At 63.4% G+C, this 16,101-nt stretch carries 17 protein-coding genes; 11 read left to right on the top strand and 6 right to left on the bottom strand.

The features are described from left to right. Positions 1-6: 6 nt before the first annotated feature. The 3 genes from phbB to ACN0S5_RS13950 form a co-directional block, all read right to left on the bottom strand. Complete coding sequence (gene phbB, locus ACN0S5_RS13960) at positions 7-729, bottom strand: acetoacetyl-CoA reductase (RefSeq protein ID WP_323769473.1); 723 nt, start codon at positions 727-729, stop codon at positions 7-9. 187 nt (positions 730-916) lie between these two features. Continuing rightward, on the bottom strand, positions 917-2,092 hold the full coding sequence (locus ACN0S5_RS13955) for an acetyl-CoA C-acetyltransferase (RefSeq protein WP_417209192.1): 1,176 nt from the start codon (positions 2,090-2,092) through the stop codon (positions 917-919). 194 nt (positions 2,093-2,286) lie between these two features. Beyond that, positions 2,287-3,057 (bottom strand): EAL domain-containing protein, encoded by a 771-nt coding sequence (locus tag ACN0S5_RS13950; RefSeq protein WP_417209241.1) that lies wholly within the window; start codon positions 3,055-3,057, stop codon positions 2,287-2,289. 295 nt (positions 3,058-3,352) lie between these two features. Between ACN0S5_RS13950 and rpsD the strand changes: the two genes are divergently transcribed. Then, a complete protein-coding gene (gene rpsD / locus ACN0S5_RS13945; protein ID WP_417209190.1) occupies positions 3,353-3,973 on the top strand; it encodes a 30S ribosomal protein S4 in 621 nt (206 codons plus the stop codon). A 594-nt stretch (positions 3,974-4,567) separates the two neighbouring features. On the opposite strand, the gene ACN0S5_RS13940 is transcribed toward rpsD, so the two are convergent. Beyond that, positions 4,568-4,783: a DUF1127 domain-containing protein gene (locus tag ACN0S5_RS13940; RefSeq protein ID WP_417209187.1), complete on the bottom strand. Its 216-nt coding sequence runs from the start codon at positions 4,781-4,783 to the stop codon at positions 4,568-4,570. A 248-nt stretch (positions 4,784-5,031) separates the two neighbouring features. Here ACN0S5_RS13940 and phnC point away from each other — a divergent pair, with 248 nt between their 5' ends. From phnC to phnE (ACN0S5_RS13920), 4 genes are all read left to right on the top strand, one after another. Further along, positions 5,032-5,838 carry a phosphonate ABC transporter ATP-binding protein gene (phnC, locus tag ACN0S5_RS13935; protein WP_417209184.1) on the top strand — a complete coding sequence of 269 codons (807 nt, stop codon included), beginning with the start codon at positions 5,032-5,034 and terminating at the stop codon, positions 5,836-5,838. Between the two features lie 69 nt (positions 5,839-5,907). Continuing rightward, positions 5,908-6,819 carry a phosphonate ABC transporter substrate-binding protein gene (gene phnD, locus ACN0S5_RS13930; protein WP_417209182.1) on the top strand — a complete coding sequence of 304 codons (912 nt, stop codon included), beginning with the start codon at positions 5,908-5,910 and terminating at the stop codon, positions 6,817-6,819. Between the two features lie 69 nt (positions 6,820-6,888). Beyond that, positions 6,889-7,758, top strand: a complete 870-nt coding sequence (gene phnE / locus ACN0S5_RS13925; protein WP_417209180.1) for a phosphonate ABC transporter, permease protein PhnE — start codon at positions 6,889-6,891, stop codon at positions 7,756-7,758. After that, complete coding sequence (phnE, locus tag ACN0S5_RS13920; RefSeq protein WP_417209177.1) at positions 7,755-9,086, top strand: phosphonate ABC transporter, permease protein PhnE; 1,332 nt, start codon at positions 7,755-7,757, stop codon at positions 9,084-9,086. The genes phnE (ACN0S5_RS13925) and phnE (ACN0S5_RS13920) overlap by 4 nt, the downstream gene beginning before the upstream one ends. Before the next feature lie 46 nt (positions 9,087-9,132). Here the strand turns inward: phnE (ACN0S5_RS13920) and ACN0S5_RS13915 are convergent, their stop codons facing one another. After that, entirely contained in the window at positions 9,133-10,314 is a 1,182-nt protein-coding gene (locus ACN0S5_RS13915) for an alpha-D-ribose 1-methylphosphonate 5-triphosphate diphosphatase (RefSeq protein ID WP_417209175.1), read from the bottom strand. Positions 10,315-10,418: 104 nt separating this feature from the next. Further along, positions 10,419-11,126: a phosphonate metabolism transcriptional regulator PhnF gene (gene phnF, locus ACN0S5_RS13910; protein WP_417209174.1), complete on the bottom strand. Its 708-nt coding sequence runs from the start codon at positions 11,124-11,126 to the stop codon at positions 10,419-10,421. 102 nt (positions 11,127-11,228) lie between these two features. Here phnF and phnG point away from each other — a divergent pair, with 102 nt between their 5' ends. The 6 genes from phnG to ACN0S5_RS13880 all read left to right on the top strand — a co-directional run bounded on the left by phnG (position 11,229) and on the right by ACN0S5_RS13880 (position 16,101). After that, complete coding sequence (gene phnG, locus ACN0S5_RS13905) at positions 11,229-11,669, top strand: phosphonate C-P lyase system protein PhnG (RefSeq protein ID WP_417209172.1); 441 nt, start codon at positions 11,229-11,231, stop codon at positions 11,667-11,669. Beyond that, on the top strand, positions 11,669-12,235 hold the full coding sequence (gene phnH / locus ACN0S5_RS13900; RefSeq protein ID WP_417209171.1) for a phosphonate C-P lyase system protein PhnH: 567 nt from the start codon (positions 11,669-11,671) through the stop codon (positions 12,233-12,235). The genes phnG and phnH overlap by 1 nt, the downstream gene beginning before the upstream one ends. Before the next feature lie 3 nt (positions 12,236-12,238). Further along, complete coding sequence (locus tag ACN0S5_RS13895) at positions 12,239-13,324, top strand: carbon-phosphorus lyase complex subunit PhnI (RefSeq protein ID WP_417209170.1); 1,086 nt, start codon at positions 12,239-12,241, stop codon at positions 13,322-13,324. A 193-nt stretch (positions 13,325-13,517) separates the two neighbouring features. Beyond that, the gene (locus tag ACN0S5_RS13890; protein ID WP_417209239.1) at positions 13,518-14,384 is read left to right on the top strand and encodes an alpha-D-ribose 1-methylphosphonate 5-phosphate C-P-lyase PhnJ; all 867 of its coding nucleotides are present in this window, start codon (positions 13,518-13,520) and stop codon (positions 14,382-14,384) included. After that, positions 14,381-15,151 carry a phosphonate C-P lyase system protein PhnK gene (gene phnK / locus ACN0S5_RS13885; protein ID WP_417209168.1) on the top strand — a complete coding sequence of 257 codons (771 nt, stop codon included), beginning with the start codon at positions 14,381-14,383 and terminating at the stop codon, positions 15,149-15,151. Before ACN0S5_RS13890 ends, phnK begins: the two co-directional genes overlap by 4 nt. Next, on the top strand, positions 15,151-16,101 hold the full coding sequence (locus ACN0S5_RS13880) for a magnesium transporter CorA family protein (RefSeq protein ID WP_417209167.1): 951 nt from the start codon (positions 15,151-15,153) through the stop codon (positions 16,099-16,101). The genes phnK and ACN0S5_RS13880 overlap by 1 nt, the downstream gene beginning before the upstream one ends.

The raw sequence follows: 16,101 nt of genomic DNA, 5'->3' as shown, positions 1-16,101 counted from the left end.
GGCGCGTCAGACGAAGAATTGCGCGCCGTTGGCCGAGATGGTCGAGCCGTTGATGAAACCGGCGTCATCGGAGGCAAGGAAGGTCACGCAACGCGCGATTTCCGACGGCTCACCCAGACGACCGGCGGGGATGCCAGCCACGATGGAATCGCGCACCTTTTCGGGGATCGCCATGACCATTTCGGTGGCGATGTAGCCGGGGCAGATCGCGTTTGCGGTGATCCCGGCGCGCGCGCCTTCCTGAGCCAGCGACTTGACGATGCCCAGATCGCCCGCCTTGGTCGCGGCATAGTTCACCTGCGCGAACTGGCCTTTCTGACCGTTGATCGACGAGATCACGATGATGCGCCCGAACTTGCGCTCACGCATGCCGGGCCAGACCGGGTGCACGGTGTTGAAGACGCCGGTGAGGTTGGTGTCGATCACCTCTTTCCACTGCTCCGGGGTCATCTTGTGGAACGGCGCATCGCGGGTGATGCCCGCGTTGGCGACAACCACGTCGATCGGACCAAGATCGGCCTCGACCTGAGCGATACCCGCTTTCGAGGCGTCATAGTCGGCGACGTTCCATTTGTAGGTCTTGATGCCGGTGGCTTCGGTGAAGGCTGCGGCCTTCTCGTCGTTGCCGGCGTAGGTCGCGGCGACCTCATAGCCTTCGGCCTTGAGCGCCTTGGAAATGGCTTCGCCGATGCCTCGGCTGCCGCCGGTGACGAGTGCTACACGTGCCATGGGGAATCCTCCAGTTTACTGTCCGTTATTGGTAACTTTGTTACCCGTTGAATTTGGGATGAGCAACAATATTGCGCTAATTCCGGGCCGGTTGTTGCGACCTCTTATGCCGCCCGATAGTCCACCGGGCCCTCCCCACAAAAAAAGGGGCGCCGGTTGGCGCCCCTGATATCCGTTTGCAGAGGCGTTACGGGCGCTCCACACAGAGCGCGACACCCATGCCGCCACCGATGCACAGCGTGGCAAGACCCTTCTTGGCGCCGCGGCGCTTCATTTCGAACAGCAGGGTGTTCAGGACGCGCGCACCCGAGGCACCGATCGGGTGGCCGATGGCGATTGCGCCGCCGTTCACGTTGACGATGGCCGGATCCCAGCCCATGTCCTTGTTCACGGCGCAGGCCTGCGCGGCAAAGGCTTCGTTGGCTTCGACGAGGTCCAGATCGGACACCGACCATCCGGCTTTTTCCAGCGCCTTGCGCGAGGCATAGATCGGGCCGACGCCCATGATTTTCGGGTCCAGACCAGCGGTGGCATAAGACGCGATGCGGGCCAGCGGCTCAATCCCGCGCTTTTCGGCCTCATCGGCGGACATCAGCAAGGCACCGGCGGCGCCATCGTTCAGACCCGAGGCGTTCGCCGCGGTGACCGATCCGTCCTTGGTGAAGGCCGGGCGCAGTTTCTGCATGGCTTCCATGGTGGCGCCGTGGCGGATGTACTCATCCTTGTCGACGACGATGTCGCCCTTGCGGGTCTTGACCGTGTAGGCGACGATCTCATCGTCGAACTTGCCCGCCTTTTGCGCCGCTTCGGCCTTGTTCTGCGAGCCGACGGCGAATTCATCCTGCATGTCGCGGCTGATCTGCCACTGCTGGGCGACGTTCTCGGCGGTCTGGCCCATGTGGTAGCCATTGAAGGCATCCCAAAGACCGTCGCGGATCATCGTGTCGATGTACTGCATGTCGCCCATTTTTTGACCCTGACGCAGGTTGGCGCAGTGGGTCGACATCGACATGTTTTCCTGACCACCGGCGGCCACGATCGAGGCATCGCCAAGCTGGATGTGCTGCGCGGCAAGGGCCACGGCGCGCAGACCCGAGCCACACACCTGATTGATTCCCCATGCGGCGGACGCCTCAGGCAGGCCGGCGTTGATATGCGCCTGACGGGCGGGGTTCTGGCCCTGACCGGCGGTCAGCACCTGGCCAAGAATGGTCTCCGAAACCTCGGCCTTGTCGATCCCGGCGCGCTCAACCAGTGCTTGCAGCATGGTGGCACCGAGGTCATGGGCGGGAATATTCGCAAACGACCCCAAGAACGAGCCCACCGGCGTCCGGGCGGCGCTTGCGATAACGACATTGGTCATGTGTTGTCCTCCAGGCAAGCGGGTGCATCAGGGCAAGACGCGGGTCCGCCGGGTGCGGCCCCTTCTCTTCCTCGCTTGTCGGCATGTGGAATAGCGGAAAGGTTGCGTCATAAGAACTGGACAGGGTGTCTCAGGCGCAGGTGCAAACCCGCTATGCAAGAATCGCCCGACCATTGGGCGACGCGCAGTCCCGCTTAGCCGAACCGGCGGTCTTTGCCTTGCTGACGCCATGCCGGGCGGACGCTGGGGGCCGCAAAGAGGAAACCCTGTAGGCAATCCGCGCCAAGCGCCGCAAGGCAGTCCGCATCGGTCGGTGTCTCGACCTTCTCGGCAACGGTGAACATGTCGAATTGTTCGGCGATCTTGATCATCGCGCCAACCAGCACCTGATTGTCCGGATCGGTTGCGATGCCGCTACAGAACTGGCCGTCGATCTTGAGGATATCAAAGCGGAAGTCCTTGAAATGGCGCAGGGCGGTGTATCCGGCGCCAAAATCGTCAATGGCAAAGGAGATGCCCCGGCTTTGCAGGTCATCCATGAAGCTGACCACCAGTTCCGGCACCAGCATCGCCGAGCTTTCGGTGATTTCAAGGATCAACCGTTCGGCCACGGTGGGATCTTTTTCCAGCCCGCGGGACAGGGTGCGCGTCCATTTCCGATAGCCGATGGACCGGGCGGACATGTTGATCGACAGCCGCAATCCCGGCGTCTGCGCCAGTTCTGCCAACCCTTTTTCAAGAGCGATACAATCCAGCATGCGCCCGTATTCCGTCTCTTCGACGGTTTCGATGAAATCGGCGGCGGGAATGATCCGTCCGGTTTCGTCCAGAACGCGAATCAACCCCTCATGAAAGGCGATCCGATCCCGCGCCTTTGCCTGTATCACCGGCTGAAAGGCCAGCAGGACCTGCCGGTGCTGGATCGAACGCCGCACGATGTCTATAATTGAGGCATCGCGCGCCATGACCGCGTGTTCCAGCGCATTGCGCGCCGCGCCATCGAATGCTGCAGATTTCGCCACTTCCGCCTCCGTGCCGTGGTCCTGCCCCATTTGCATCCCCAGGCGTGAAGCAACTGTTAAAGCTCTCCTTCGGTTCAAATTGTTCCGGTCCATCTCCGCGTGCTTGACACGCCATCGCGCGGCTGTATAAGCGCGCCTTCATTGGTGTTGGTGGCCCCCGCAAGGGAATGCCTGTCACTCCGGCCCGTTCCGGGGAGAGGACAACGCCCTTCGACAACATAAACGAAGGAGATCAGCCGTGACCAAACGCACGACTGCCAAGTACAAGATCGACCGCCGCATGGGCGAAAACATCTGGGGCCGTCCGAAGTCCCCGGTGAACCGCCGCGAATACGGCCCCGGCCAGCACGGCCAGCGCCGCAAGCAGAAGATTTCCGATTTCGGCCTCCAGCTGCGCGCCAAGCAAAAGCTCAAAGGTTACTACGGCGACCTGACGGAAAAGCAGTTCCGCCGCATCTTCGCCGAAGCCGAGCGTATGAAGGGCGACACCGGTGAAAACCTCATTGGTCTGCTCGAGCGTCGCCTCGACGCGGTTGTGTACCGTGCCAAGTTCGTGGCCACCGTCTTTGCGGCGCGCCAGTTCGTGAACCACGGCCACGTGCTGGTGAACGGCAAGCGCGTGAACATCCCGTCGTACCGCGTGAAAGAAGGCGACGTGATCGAAGTGCGTGAGAAGTCCCGCCAGATCGCCGCGCTGATCGAGGCCACCCAGTTGCCCGAGCGTGACGTCCCCGATTACATCGAGGCGGACCACTCCAAGATGACGGCGACGTTCGTTCGCACCCCGCAGTTGGGCGACGTGCCTTACGCGGTGCTGATGGAACCCAACCTCGTCATCGAATTCTACGCCCAGAACTGATATCTGCCGGGCGTTCGCCCGCAGGCATCACGAGATTTCGGAAGGCCGCCCAAACGGGCGGCCTTTTTCATGGGCCGGGGAAAACCGCGGTTTCGCATGAAATTGTCGCCATTTTTTTGGGCCTTGTGCGGTTTCGGGCTGTGGCCGCAGTACCTGCCATCGGACGCATGGGCGCATGGACACATAGGCACCCGGCATGGCACGTGGCTGCCCTACGGCGCGGACGGCACCGGCCACGACGTAGCGAACATGCCCCGCCCGAAGAGAGCGTCGCGTTGGCAGCGATGTTCCGAACCTTCAAAAGGATCGGGCGCAGTTCATCCAGCCTGCCAAATGGCATCTGTACGGTGATCCCGTTCGGCGACCCGGCGGTGATGGCCGCGCCTGCCGGTCATGTTGCGGGGAACGGGCGGGCGGAGGCGGGATGCGACTCTCGGGTCTTTATCCAGTGTCCGACGCCGGGCATCGTCTTTGTCCAAGGGGCATGAATCGCGGGCGCAAAAACGATGACGCCGCGCTCGGGGTCGAGCGCGGCTGTCTTGATCGGGCCGGTTCCGGCCGATTTCAGGCCGCCCGACAGGGCGGTGGGCAAGCTCAGACGTACATGCAGTCGCGGAACACGTGATGCACGATGTCTTCGCGCTTGAGGCCGCGGCGGGCCAGTTGGTCATCGGACATTGCGTTCAGGCGTTCGACTTCTTTCAGGCGCGGATTTGCTTCTGCGATCGCCATCAATACGTTGAAGATCGACGAAAAGAAACCGGCGAAGATGTTGCCGCTGGGTGCGATGGTGGTGTGAACATTAGCCATTTCGGGACTCCTGCTTGAGTGGTTGGAGGTCCTCCCCTTGGCGCTCAACCTAGGTCTTGCTGCGGTGCAGCGCCAGAGCCGGTGCTGCATAGCCGCCTTCGAGTCATTGCATGGCTGATCACCGGCGCACCGGAATGCCTGTGCGCAGAGCCTCGGGCGGCGTCAGCGTTACAAAAATTTTGCGCAACCGTCACGGAACGGACAAGCCCGATGCTTAGCACGCGGCTTCAGAGACATGGGGGATCTGTGTGTTACGCATCGACAAGCTGACCAAGCGCTTTGGCGTTAACGCTGCCGTGGACAACGTCAGTTTCGCCATTGAAAAACCCGCGATGATCGGGGTCATCGGTGCCTCTGGTGCCGGAAAATCCACGCTGTTGCGGATGATCAACCGACTGGCCGACGCCTCTGAAGGGGCGGTCTGGTTCAAGGACCGCGATGTGACGCAATTGACGGGCAAGGCGAAACGCCAGTGGCAATCCGAATGCGCGATGATCTTTCAGCAGTTCAACCTCGTCCCGCGCATGGACGTCGTGTCGAACGTGCTGCATGGAACGCTGAACCGGCGCTCGACCCTCGCGACGCTGTTCAACCTGTACCCGACCGAGGATATTCACCGCGCGATTGAGATCCTCGACCGGCTGGGCATCGCTGAAAACGCACCCAAACGGGCTGAGGCATTGTCAGGCGGACAGCAACAGCGGGTCGCCATCGCGCGCGCCCTGATGCAGGACCCGCAGATCATTCTCGCGGATGAGCCCATCGCCTCACTGGACCCGATGAACGCACAGGTCGTCATGGACGCATTGCGCCGCATCCATGACGAGGACGGCCGCATGGTCATCGCCAACCTGCACACGCTGGATACCGCGCGCCGCTACTGCGACCGGGTGATCGGGATGCGCAAGGGGCGCGTGGTCTTTGACGGCACGCCCGAGCAACTGACCACCGGCGTGGCCCGCGACATCTATGGGGCCGGTGCCGGGTTCTCCGAGGCCGCGACCTCCACTGACATTGCCGCGCTTGAGACCGGGCGGGAAATCCTGCCCGCCTGAGCGCCGCTGACCAGGTTTCATCCCCCTTGCCCAAAGGTTGGCGGGGGCCACCAACCAGAGAGGAAGACGATGAAAAAGCTTCTTGCAACCCTTGCAGCAACCACCGCGCTGGCCGCCCCGGCCTTTGCAGACAGCCACGCCATCACCGAGTTCCGCATCGGTATTCTGGGCGGCGACAACGTCCAGAGCCGTCTGAACAACTATCAGTGCTTTGCCGACTACATCAGCGAAGAGCTGGGCGTTGAGGTCAAGCTGTTCACCCCCGCCGACTACAACGGCGTGATTCAGGGTTTTCTAGGCGGCACCCTTGATCTGGCATGGTTCGGCGCGTCGTCCTACGCCGCCCTGTACTTGCAAGACCCCGAAGCCGGTGAGCCTTTTGCCGTCAAGACCAACCTCGACGGGTCATATGCGTACCACTCTATCGGTTTCGCCCGCAAAGACAGCGGCGTGACCAAGATCGAAGACCTCGAAGGCAAGGTTTTCGGCTTTGGGGATCCGAACTCGACCTCGGGCTATCTGATCCCCTCCGTCGAGATCCCCGCCCAGTACGATGTGACCATGGAGTCGGGCGATTTCTTTGGCGAGGTCAAGTTCACCGGCGGACATGAGCAGACCATCGTCGCCGTCCACAATGGCGATATCGACGCTGGTGTGACCTGGGCTGACGGTCTGGGCAACTGGGAAGACGGGTATAACTCGGGCGCTCTGCGTCGCGCCGTGGACAACGGTCTGGTCGACATGAACGAGCTGGTCGAAATCTGGAAGTCCAAGCCGATCCCCGAAGGCCCCGTGACCATCCGCAAGGCCCTGCCTGAGGACGTCAAGGCCAAGGTTCAGGCACTGGTGCTGGGTCTCTACGCCAAGGACAAGGACTGTGCCTACAACGTGGCCTTCGGCGACACCGCCGGTTTTGAGCCGATCTCGCACGAGGCCTATGAGACCATCATCGCCGTGCGCAAGGCAAAGGTCGACGGCTGATCCCCTGATCGGACGATGACACCGAACCCCGCCCCGACCGGGCGGGGTTCTCACATGAGGGCAGGGCGAATGACAGATATCACGCAGGGCGGTACACCGCTTGCCGAGACGCAAGACGGCTATTTCGCCATGGTGCGCCAAAAGCGGCTGTATAGCGGCATAGCCATCCTGATCTTTGTGATCCTGCTGGTGTCCGGCTTTCGCGTGGCCAATGCACGGAACGCGGGCGGCTTCTTTGACGGTCTGCACCGCATCTTTGACTTCCCGGCCGATGTCGTGTCCGAGGCTTGGGAAAAGCGTGCCGACATGCTCGGCCTGTTGTGGCGATACCTGCCCGACCTGATCGAGACGCTGAACATCGCCGCCGTCGCCACCCTGCTGGGGGCGGGGCTTGGCCTGTTGCTGTCGCTGTTGTCGACGCGGGGCATGGCGCTGTGGCCGCCGCTGATCCCGGTCTTTCGTCGTGTCATGGACGTGTCCCGCGCCTTGCCGGAAATCGTGGTGGCGCTGGTCTTGATCTACATGCTGGGCAGCGGGCCGATCCCGGCGATGATCGCCATTGCCCTGCACACCGCTGGCGCACTGGGCAAGCTGTACTCGGAAGTAAATGAAAACGCCGACCTGAAACCGGTCGACGGCCTGTCCTCGGTCGGATCGAACTGGTGCCAGAAAATGCTGCTGGGCGTGATGCCACAGGTCGCGCCGAACTACCTCAGCTACGGGTTGCTGCGGTTCGAGATCAATATCCGCGCCTCGGCCATCCTTGGCTTCGTTGGCGCGGGCGGCATCGGCTATGAACTGCGCAACTCGATGTCATGGGGACCGGGGCGTTTTGATGAGGCGGCGGCGATCTTCATTCTGCTCTTTGTGACCATCGTTGTGGTCGACAATATCTCATCCGCCCTGCGCAACCGGTTGAGCGAAGGGGCCAAGTCATGACTGACACCACGCTTTCGCTGATCGACCGCCAGGACGCCGCGCAAATGATGTTCCGGCGCAAGCGCCTGATCTCTGCCGGGGTGCCGGCGGTGATCCTGCTGTACCTGACCTATATCTTCTTTGCCTTCGACGTGATGGGGCTGGCGGACCGGGCGCGTCTGGACAACGCGATGACACTGATCCGCGATACCTATAGCTACAAGACCCACGTTACCCGCAACAATCGGACCGGTGACCTGACCGTCGCCAAGGAGGGCGAGCGGCCCGCCACATGGCCGGAGGGGCGGACACCCGATTGGGTGGTGGCGGACGGCGAGACGGTCACCATTGACCTGCCCAAGGGGCACAGCGTCGTCTTTTTGCCGCACAAGACCGCGATCTATCATCACCCGGAGTTCGGAGCCATCACGGCCAAGCTGGAGCCAAGCGTTGTGATCGACGTGCCAGAGTCCGACATCCCCGACTGGATCAGCTATTCCGGCACGCGTCTCGATATCCGGACAGAGGCGGGACGGATGACCATGACCCGCGCCAAGACCGAGGTGTTCCGTTACTTTTTTGGCTGGGAGCTGTTCTGGTTTACGCTCGACAGTCCCTATCACGATCATTCTGTCTTTCAGGTCGCCTTTGGTCCGCAGATTGATCCCGACCGGTCCAACATCGCGGGCGCGTGGCAGGACTTCTGGGGCAATCCTCTGTGGCATCACGGCAAGGTCGCATGGGCCATTGGTGAGACGATCCTGATGGCCTTTCTGGGCTCCATGGGGGCGGCGTTGGTGGCCCTGCCGCTGGCCTTTCTGGCGGCAAAGAACTTCACTCCTTTTGTCGTCGTGCGGCAACTGGTGCGGCGCGCCTTTGATTTTGTGCGCGGTGTGGATGCGCTGATCTTTACCATCCTGCTCAGCCGCGCCTTTGGTCCCGGCCCCCTGACCGGCGCGCTGGCAATCCTGCTGACCGACAGCGGATCGCTGGGCAAGCTGTTCTCCGAGGCGCTTGAAAACGTCGACCGGCGGCAGATCGACGGCGTCGCTTCGACCGGGGCCAAGCCGTTGCAGCGCTACCGCTTTGGCGTCCTCCCGCAGATCACGCCGGTGCTGCTCAGCCAGGTGCTGTACTACCTCGAATCGAACACCCGTTCGGCGACCATCATCGGCGCGATCACCGGGGGCGGCATCGGCCTGATGCTGACACAGGCGATCATCACCCAGAAAGACTGGGAAGAGGTCAGCTATTACATCGTGCTGATTGTCCTGATGGTGATCTTCATGGACTGGGCTTCGGGCATCCTGCGCCGCCGCCTGATCAAGGGCAAAGAGGGCGGGCGTTAAGCATTAAGGCCGATGACCAACCTCTCTGGGGGGCGAGCACCGGCGTTCACTCGGCGGCCAACCTCAGGTTGCGTCCCGCCCCCAGAAAACGGTGCGCCGCTTCGCCCGCCAGATGGGTGATCCGTCCGCCGCAGATGGTCGCCTCAACTGCGCGGGTCCGCGCGTTGACCACCGCCAGATCCGCACGGCGTCCATAGTCGATCCTGCCCCGGTCGGGCATCCGCAGGATGTCTGCCGGAGTGGTCGAGATCATCGCCCAGGCGCGGGGCAGGTCCGCCACGCCGTCATCGACCAACCGAAAGGCCGCCTGCAACAGCGCCGGGTAATAGTAGTCCGAGACCAGAGCGTCACACAGCCGTTCCTCGATCAGGTCCCGCGCGGCGATGTTGCCGGATTGAGAGCCACCGCGCACGACGTTTGGGGCGCCCATCAGGATCGGGTCGCCCACGGCACGCGCCAGCGCCGCAGCAGCGCGTCGGGTCGGGAATTCGCAAATCTTTGCGCCGATTTGTGAGTAGTACTCACGCGTTTCGCCATCGCGGTCGTCGTGGCTGCCATAGGCGACGCCCAAGGTGTCAAAGGCCTCGGCAAGGCGGCAGAGATAGCGCGGCACGTCTCGTTTCTGTGCGCGCGCCGCGTGGACCTGTGCCATGTGCTCATCGACAGAGCGGCCCGCCTGCTGCGCCCAAAGCGCCAGCCGCGATCTGTCCACCTCTGCCAGTTGCGCCGCCTCGTCGAGGTGATTGTTGAACACCACGTAATCGACCCGGTGGCGGCGCACGGCGGCCAGCAGCCGGTCGGCGGTGTGGACGGTGTGGGTTTCGCAGCGGATCTGCACCCGCAGGTCGGTCAGGGCCTCATCGGCATAGGTGTCGACCGCCTCCAGAAACGCCTCGGCATGGTCGGGGCCACGGGCCCCGCCCTCCCAGCTCCAGCTATGCGCCATCCATGCGGTGGTGACGCCGTTTGCCGCCGCGTCGCGGTCTGTCGCCCGCAGAGCGGTGCGCAACGGAAACGGCGCAGAGGGCCGGGGGGCAAGATGCCGTTCGAACGCGTCGCCATGCAGGTCGATGATCCCCGGCAGGATGTAATAGCCGCTCAGGTCGACCTCGGGCAGGGGGCCTTTGGTAATTCGCCCGTCCTTGATCGCGACGGACCGCGCCTGCAAAGCGCCGTCGCGTAGAACCGTGGCGCCCGTCAGGCGCAAAGAAGAGGGAGCGATGGGCATGAAATTGCTCCGGACAGTTTTTGTCCGAACTACCTACGCTTGTATTGTATCAGCGTAGTGACAGGACGTGTCATATCTTCCATGAAAACAAGGGCTGTCGGGCGTCACACGTCCAACGTCAGGGTCACGCGGTCACCGGCGAACCACGTCTTGCCGTATTCGATCGGCACCCCGTCAGCGTCGATGTTCACGCTGGTGGTGCGCAGCAGCGGCGCGCCTTCGGTCAACCTCAGGCGGGCGGCCTGCGTCGGGGTGGCCAGATGGGCGGTCACGCGGGTCGAGGCGCGGGTATAGTCAGGCACTCCACAGGCGGCGAGCGCCTCTGTGATGGTGGCAAAGGCGTGCAGAGCCTTGGGCAGGTCAGGCAGGCGGTCAGCGGGAAAGACCCCAACCCCAAGCGCGATAGGCGCGCCGTCGGCGGTCGCCAGCGTCTCATGAACATGGACCGGGTCGCCGGGGGACAGACCCAGCGCGCGCGCCTCTCCCGGATCGGCCAGCCGGGTTTCCGACATCAGGATCTCACGCCCCGGCACCTGTCCTGCGGCGCGCAGGTTCTGGTTGAACCGGACGCGCCGCCCAAGGGCATACTCCGTCGGCTTTGCAGCCACAAAGACGCCCGCACCGCGCCGCGCGTGGACCAGACCCCGTTCCGCCATGGCCTGCAAGGCCCGGCGCACGGTGTGGCGGTTCACCCCGAACCGCGCCGACAGCTCCGCCTCTGTCGGCAGCTTGTCACCGGGGCGATAGCGGCCCGTCGCAATGTCGCCGGTCAGGCTGTCAAGGATGGCGGTCCAGAGCGCGGGGCGGGCCATGTCACGAAACTTTCACCAGAGACGGACTTGTCAGGTTTGCGGGCGGGCGGTAATAATTTGTCTAGTTGTATGTTTATTTCGACAACTCTGCAAGGTGTCTAGATGGGCGACGAACCCGCGCGCAAAGAATGGATGAGCCTGCTGGCCAAGTCGAAACCGGACGCGCTGGAGGCGCTCTGGCAGGGGTGGCAGGTGCCACCATTCACATGGCTGCGCGCGCCGGAAATCGGCGCGGCGATGGTGCGCGGACGGATGGGCGGCACCGGCGCGCCCTTCAATCTGGGTGAGATGACGGTGACACGCTGTTCGCTTCAGCTTGACGATGGCGCGGTCGGGCATGGCTATGTGCAGGGGCGCGACAAACCCCATGCCGAACGCGCCGCCCTGATCGACGCGCTGATGCAAACAGGTGCGGCCGCACAGATCGAGGCAGAGGTGCTGGCCCCGTTGCGGGCGCAATCCTCTGCCCACGTGCAGGACCGCGCCGCCAAGGCCGCGTCGACAAAGGTTGAATTTTTCACACTTGTCCGGGGAGAGGATTGATGGACGCAGCCTTGCTCAAGGGCGGGTTCGCGGACGCGCCGGTCGAGTCGTCCCGCGCCTTTCGGGCCATCATGACGGCTATGGCCCGGCCCGGCACGATCCAGCGGGTCACGGGGGCCGCGCCGCCCGCCCCGATGTCGGTCGCTGCCGGGGGGCTGATCCTGACGTTGTGCGATCCGGAAACCGGCGTCTTTCTGGCCGGCACACATGATTGTGCCCCGCTGCGCGACTGGATCACCTTCCACACCGGTGCGCCTCTGGTGGCCGCCGAGGTTTGCGATTTCGCCTTGGGCACATGGGACGCGCTTCAGCCTGTCAGCCGGTTCCGCGTGGGAGAGGCGCACTACCCGGACCGCTCTGCCACGCTGATCGTCGAAGGGCCTGACCTTTTGCCAACGGGCGCGCGGCTGACAGGGCCGGGCATCCGCGACTGCGCGGCGCTGTCGCTGCCGGACACCAAGGCGTTTCAGGCCAATGCCGCCCGGTTCCCGCTGGGCTGGGATGCGTATTTCTGCGCCGGGGACCGGCTTGCCGCCCTGCCGCGCAGCACCAAGGTAGAGGGCTAGGCGATGTATGTTGCGGTCAAGGGCGGCGAACGCGCCATCGACAATGCCCACGCATGGCTGGCCGAAGAGCGGCGCGGCGATACCGCCGTGACCGAACTGTCCGTGGCCCAGATCCGTGAGCAGCTCAAGCTGGCGGTCAACCGCGTGATGACAGAGGGGTCGCTTTACGATCCCGACCTTGCGGCGCTGGCAATCAAACAGGCGCGCGGCGACCTGATCGAGGCGATCTTTCTGATCCGCGCCTATCGCACGACGCTGCCGCGTTTTGGCGGCACCCGGCCCATAGATACCGCCGATATGGCCTGCATCCGGCGCATCTCGGCCACGTTCAAGGACGCGCCGGGTGGGCAGATTCTGGGGCCGACCTTTGACTACACGCACCGCCTGCTGGATTTCAAACTGGCGGCGGAGGGGGAGGTGCTGCCCGCGCCCCAAGCCGCCCCGCGCCAAGGGCCGATGCCGCATATCACCGGCTTTCTGAACCGCGAAGGGGTGATCCAGCAGGAAAGCCCGTCGGACAAGACACCCCCGGATCTGACCCGCGAACCGATGGACCTGCCCGGATCGCGCGCGCTGCGCCTTCAGGCGCTGGCCCGTGGCGATGAGGGGTTTGTCCTTGGCATGGCCTATTCGACGCAACGCGGCTATGCCCGCAACCACGCCTTTGTCGGCGAGTTGCGCATCGGCACGGTGGCGGTGGAAATGGACATTCCCGAACTGGGTTTTGCCATCGATATCGGAGAGATCGAAGTCACCGAATGCGAGACGGTCAACCAGTTCACCGGCTCCAAAACCGAACCGCCGCAGTTTACCCGTGGCTACGGCCTGACTTTTGGCCAGACAGAGCGCAAGGCCATCTCAATGGCCTTGGTGGACCGCAGCCTGCGCTGGCGCGAATTGGGAGAGGACAACGTCGGTGCGCCCGCGCAGGACGAGGAATTTGTCCTCTACCATTCGGACAACATTCAGGCGACCGGCTTTCTGGAACACATCAAGCTGCCGCACTACGTCGATTTCCAGTCGGAACTGGAACTGGTGCGCAAATTGCGCCGCGCGGCGTCAGGCGACCAAGCCGGGGCTGCGGAATGAGCCGGTCAGCCCTTTGTGTTGCGCGCGTGGATCACCTTGGCGATCAGGGCAAGGCAGAAGACGACAAGCAGGGCAGTGACAATCGGGAACATGGAGACGGTCCTTTCGCGGGTTTCAGGCCGATGGGGTATTGGGAAAAGAGGGCAAGAATGTGAAACAAAAGCTCGATCAGACGCCCGAAAATGCGCGCGAATTGAACAACTACAATTTTGCCTACCTCGACGAACAGACCAAGCGGATGATCCGCCGGGCCATTCTCAAGGGGCTTGCCGTGCCCGGCTATCAGGTGCCCTTTGCCAGCCGCGAGATGCCCATGCCCTATGGCTGGGGCACCGGCGGCGTGCAGGTGTCGGCGGCAACCCTGACGCCAGAGGACACCCTGAAGGTGATTGATCAGGGGGCCGACGACACCACCAACGCAGTGTCGATCCGCAAGTTCTTTGAGCGCACGGCAGGGGTGGCCACGACCGAGGAAACCGCCAAGGCGAGCGTGATCCAGACCCGTCACCGCATCCCGGAGGAACCGTTGCGTGAGGATCAGATCCTTGTCTATCAGGTGCCGATCCCGGAGCCGCTGCGCTTTCTGGAACCGTCCGAGATCGAGACTCGCAAGATGCACGCGCTGGAGGACTACGGGCTGATGCATGTAAAGCTGTATGAGGACATCGCGCGGCACGGGCAGATCGCCACCTCCTACGCCTATCCGGTCAGGGTTGAGGGGCGCTATGTCATGGACCCTTCGCCGATCCCCAAGTTCGACAACCCCAAGATGTCAGGCAATGCGGCGATCCAGCTTTTCGGCGCGGGGCGTGAACAACGCATCTATGCGCTGCCGCCTTACACCGAGGTTGTCAGCCTCGATTTCCGCGACTTCCCCTTTGAGGCGACCAAGGCCGATGCCGCCTGCGATCTGTGCGCGGCAGAGCACAGCTATCTGGACGAGGTGATCGTGGATGACGAAGGAGGGCGCATGTTTGTCTGCTCGGACACGGATTTCTGCCGCGCGCGCCGGGCGGCGGGGCATGTGGGGGCCAAGGCCGCCTCGGAGGCTGCCGCATGACACCGCTGCTCAAGGTCGAAAACCTGACAAGGCGCTACGGTGCCCGTATCGGTTGTGCGGATGTGAGTTTCGATCTCTGGCCCGGTGAGGTCATGGGGATCGTGGGCGAAAGCGGGTCGGGCAAATCAACGCTGCTCAACTGCATGGCGGGGCATCTGGTGCCCGACGCGGGGCGCGTCCTGTTCGACACCCGTGCCGAGGGGCTGCGCGACACCGTCACCATGTCGGAAGCCGAACGCCGGATGCTGGGCCGCACCGACTGGGCCTTTGTCCACCAGCACGCCCGCGACGGGCTGCGCATGAACGTCAGCGCAGGGGGCAACGTGGGGGAACGGCTGATGGCCGTCGGCGCGCGCCACTACGGTGAGATCCGCGAGGCGGCCGAGGATTGGCTGGGCCGGGTCGAGATCGACGCCACCCGCATCGACGACCGCCCCACCGCCTTTTCCGGCGGCATGCAGCAACGCCTGCAAATCGCCCGCAACCTTGTGACCGGGCCGCGCCTTGTCTTCATGGACGAACCGACCGGCGGTCTGGATGTCTCTGTTCAGGCGCGTTTGCTGGATCTGTTGCGCGGCTTGGTGCGCGAAATGGGGTTGAGCGCGATCATCGTCACCCACGACCTTGCCGTTGTGCGCCTGCTGGCGGACCGCTTGATGGTGATGAAAGACGGGCATGTGGTCGAGGCGGGTCTGACCGATCAGGTTCTGGACGATCCGCAACACGCCTATACCCAGCTCCTTGTTTCATCGGTACTACAAGTCTGATGATGTATGCGTATCACATTGCCGACAATCGCCTGCACCCGCTTGCACCCGACGCGTCCCCCGAGCCCGCGCATTGGATCGATCTCCATAACCCCTCGGCAGAGCAGGTCGCGGCGGTCGAGGCGCTGGGCGTTCAGGTGCCGTCGCTGGACGACATGGAAGAGATCGAGGTCTCGAACCGGCTCTACCGCGAGGGCGACACGGAGGTGCTGACCGTCATGCTGCCCGGACTGGACGCGGACAAGCGGCGCAGCTTTGGCCCGGTCGCCTTTTTGCTGACGCCGACTCGCATGGTCACCGTCCGCTATCACGCCCCCCGCAGCTTTGAGACGTTCCCGGATCATGCGGCGCTGACCGCATCCGGATGTGGCGGGCCGCTGCACCTGTTCCTTGGCCTGATCGAGGAAATCGTCTCGCGTATTGCCGACCTGCTGGAGGGCGCCGGCCGGGCGCTGGACGCTGCCGCGCGCGACCTGTTTGAGCGGGACGAACCCGAAGAAGAGCTGAAGACGACGCTGCGCGCCGTCGGGAAACGGGGTGAGGAACTGGCCAGCTACCGGCTGTCGCTGCTGACGCTGGAACGGGCGCTGACCACCTTTTCGCTGAACATCCCCAAAAAATCCGGTCAGAACCTGCAATCGGTGCTCAAGGCGCATACGCGGGACATCCGCTCATTGGTGGTTCACTCTGACTTTCTGACCGGGCGGGTGGCCCATGTGACGGATGTGGTCCTTGGCATGGTCAATCTGGATCAGAGCAACGCAAACCGCACCCTGTCGGTGGTTGCGGTGCTGTTCCTGCCGCCGACGCTGGTGGCCTCTGTCTATGGCATGAACTTTGAGGTGCTGCCGGGGCTGGGCCAGAAATACGGCTACCTGATCGCCACCGGGTTGATGGCCGGATCGGCGCTGGGAACGTACGTGTTCTTCAAATGGAAGGATTGGCTATGA

Origin of the sequence: Antarctobacter sp., from assembly GCF_048262615.1 — a bacterium.
Lineage (GTDB): Bacteria > Pseudomonadota > Alphaproteobacteria > Rhodobacterales > Rhodobacteraceae > Antarctobacter.
The sequence above is the reverse complement of the archived record's forward strand: the minus strand, read 5'-3'. Positions and strand labels throughout refer to the sequence as shown.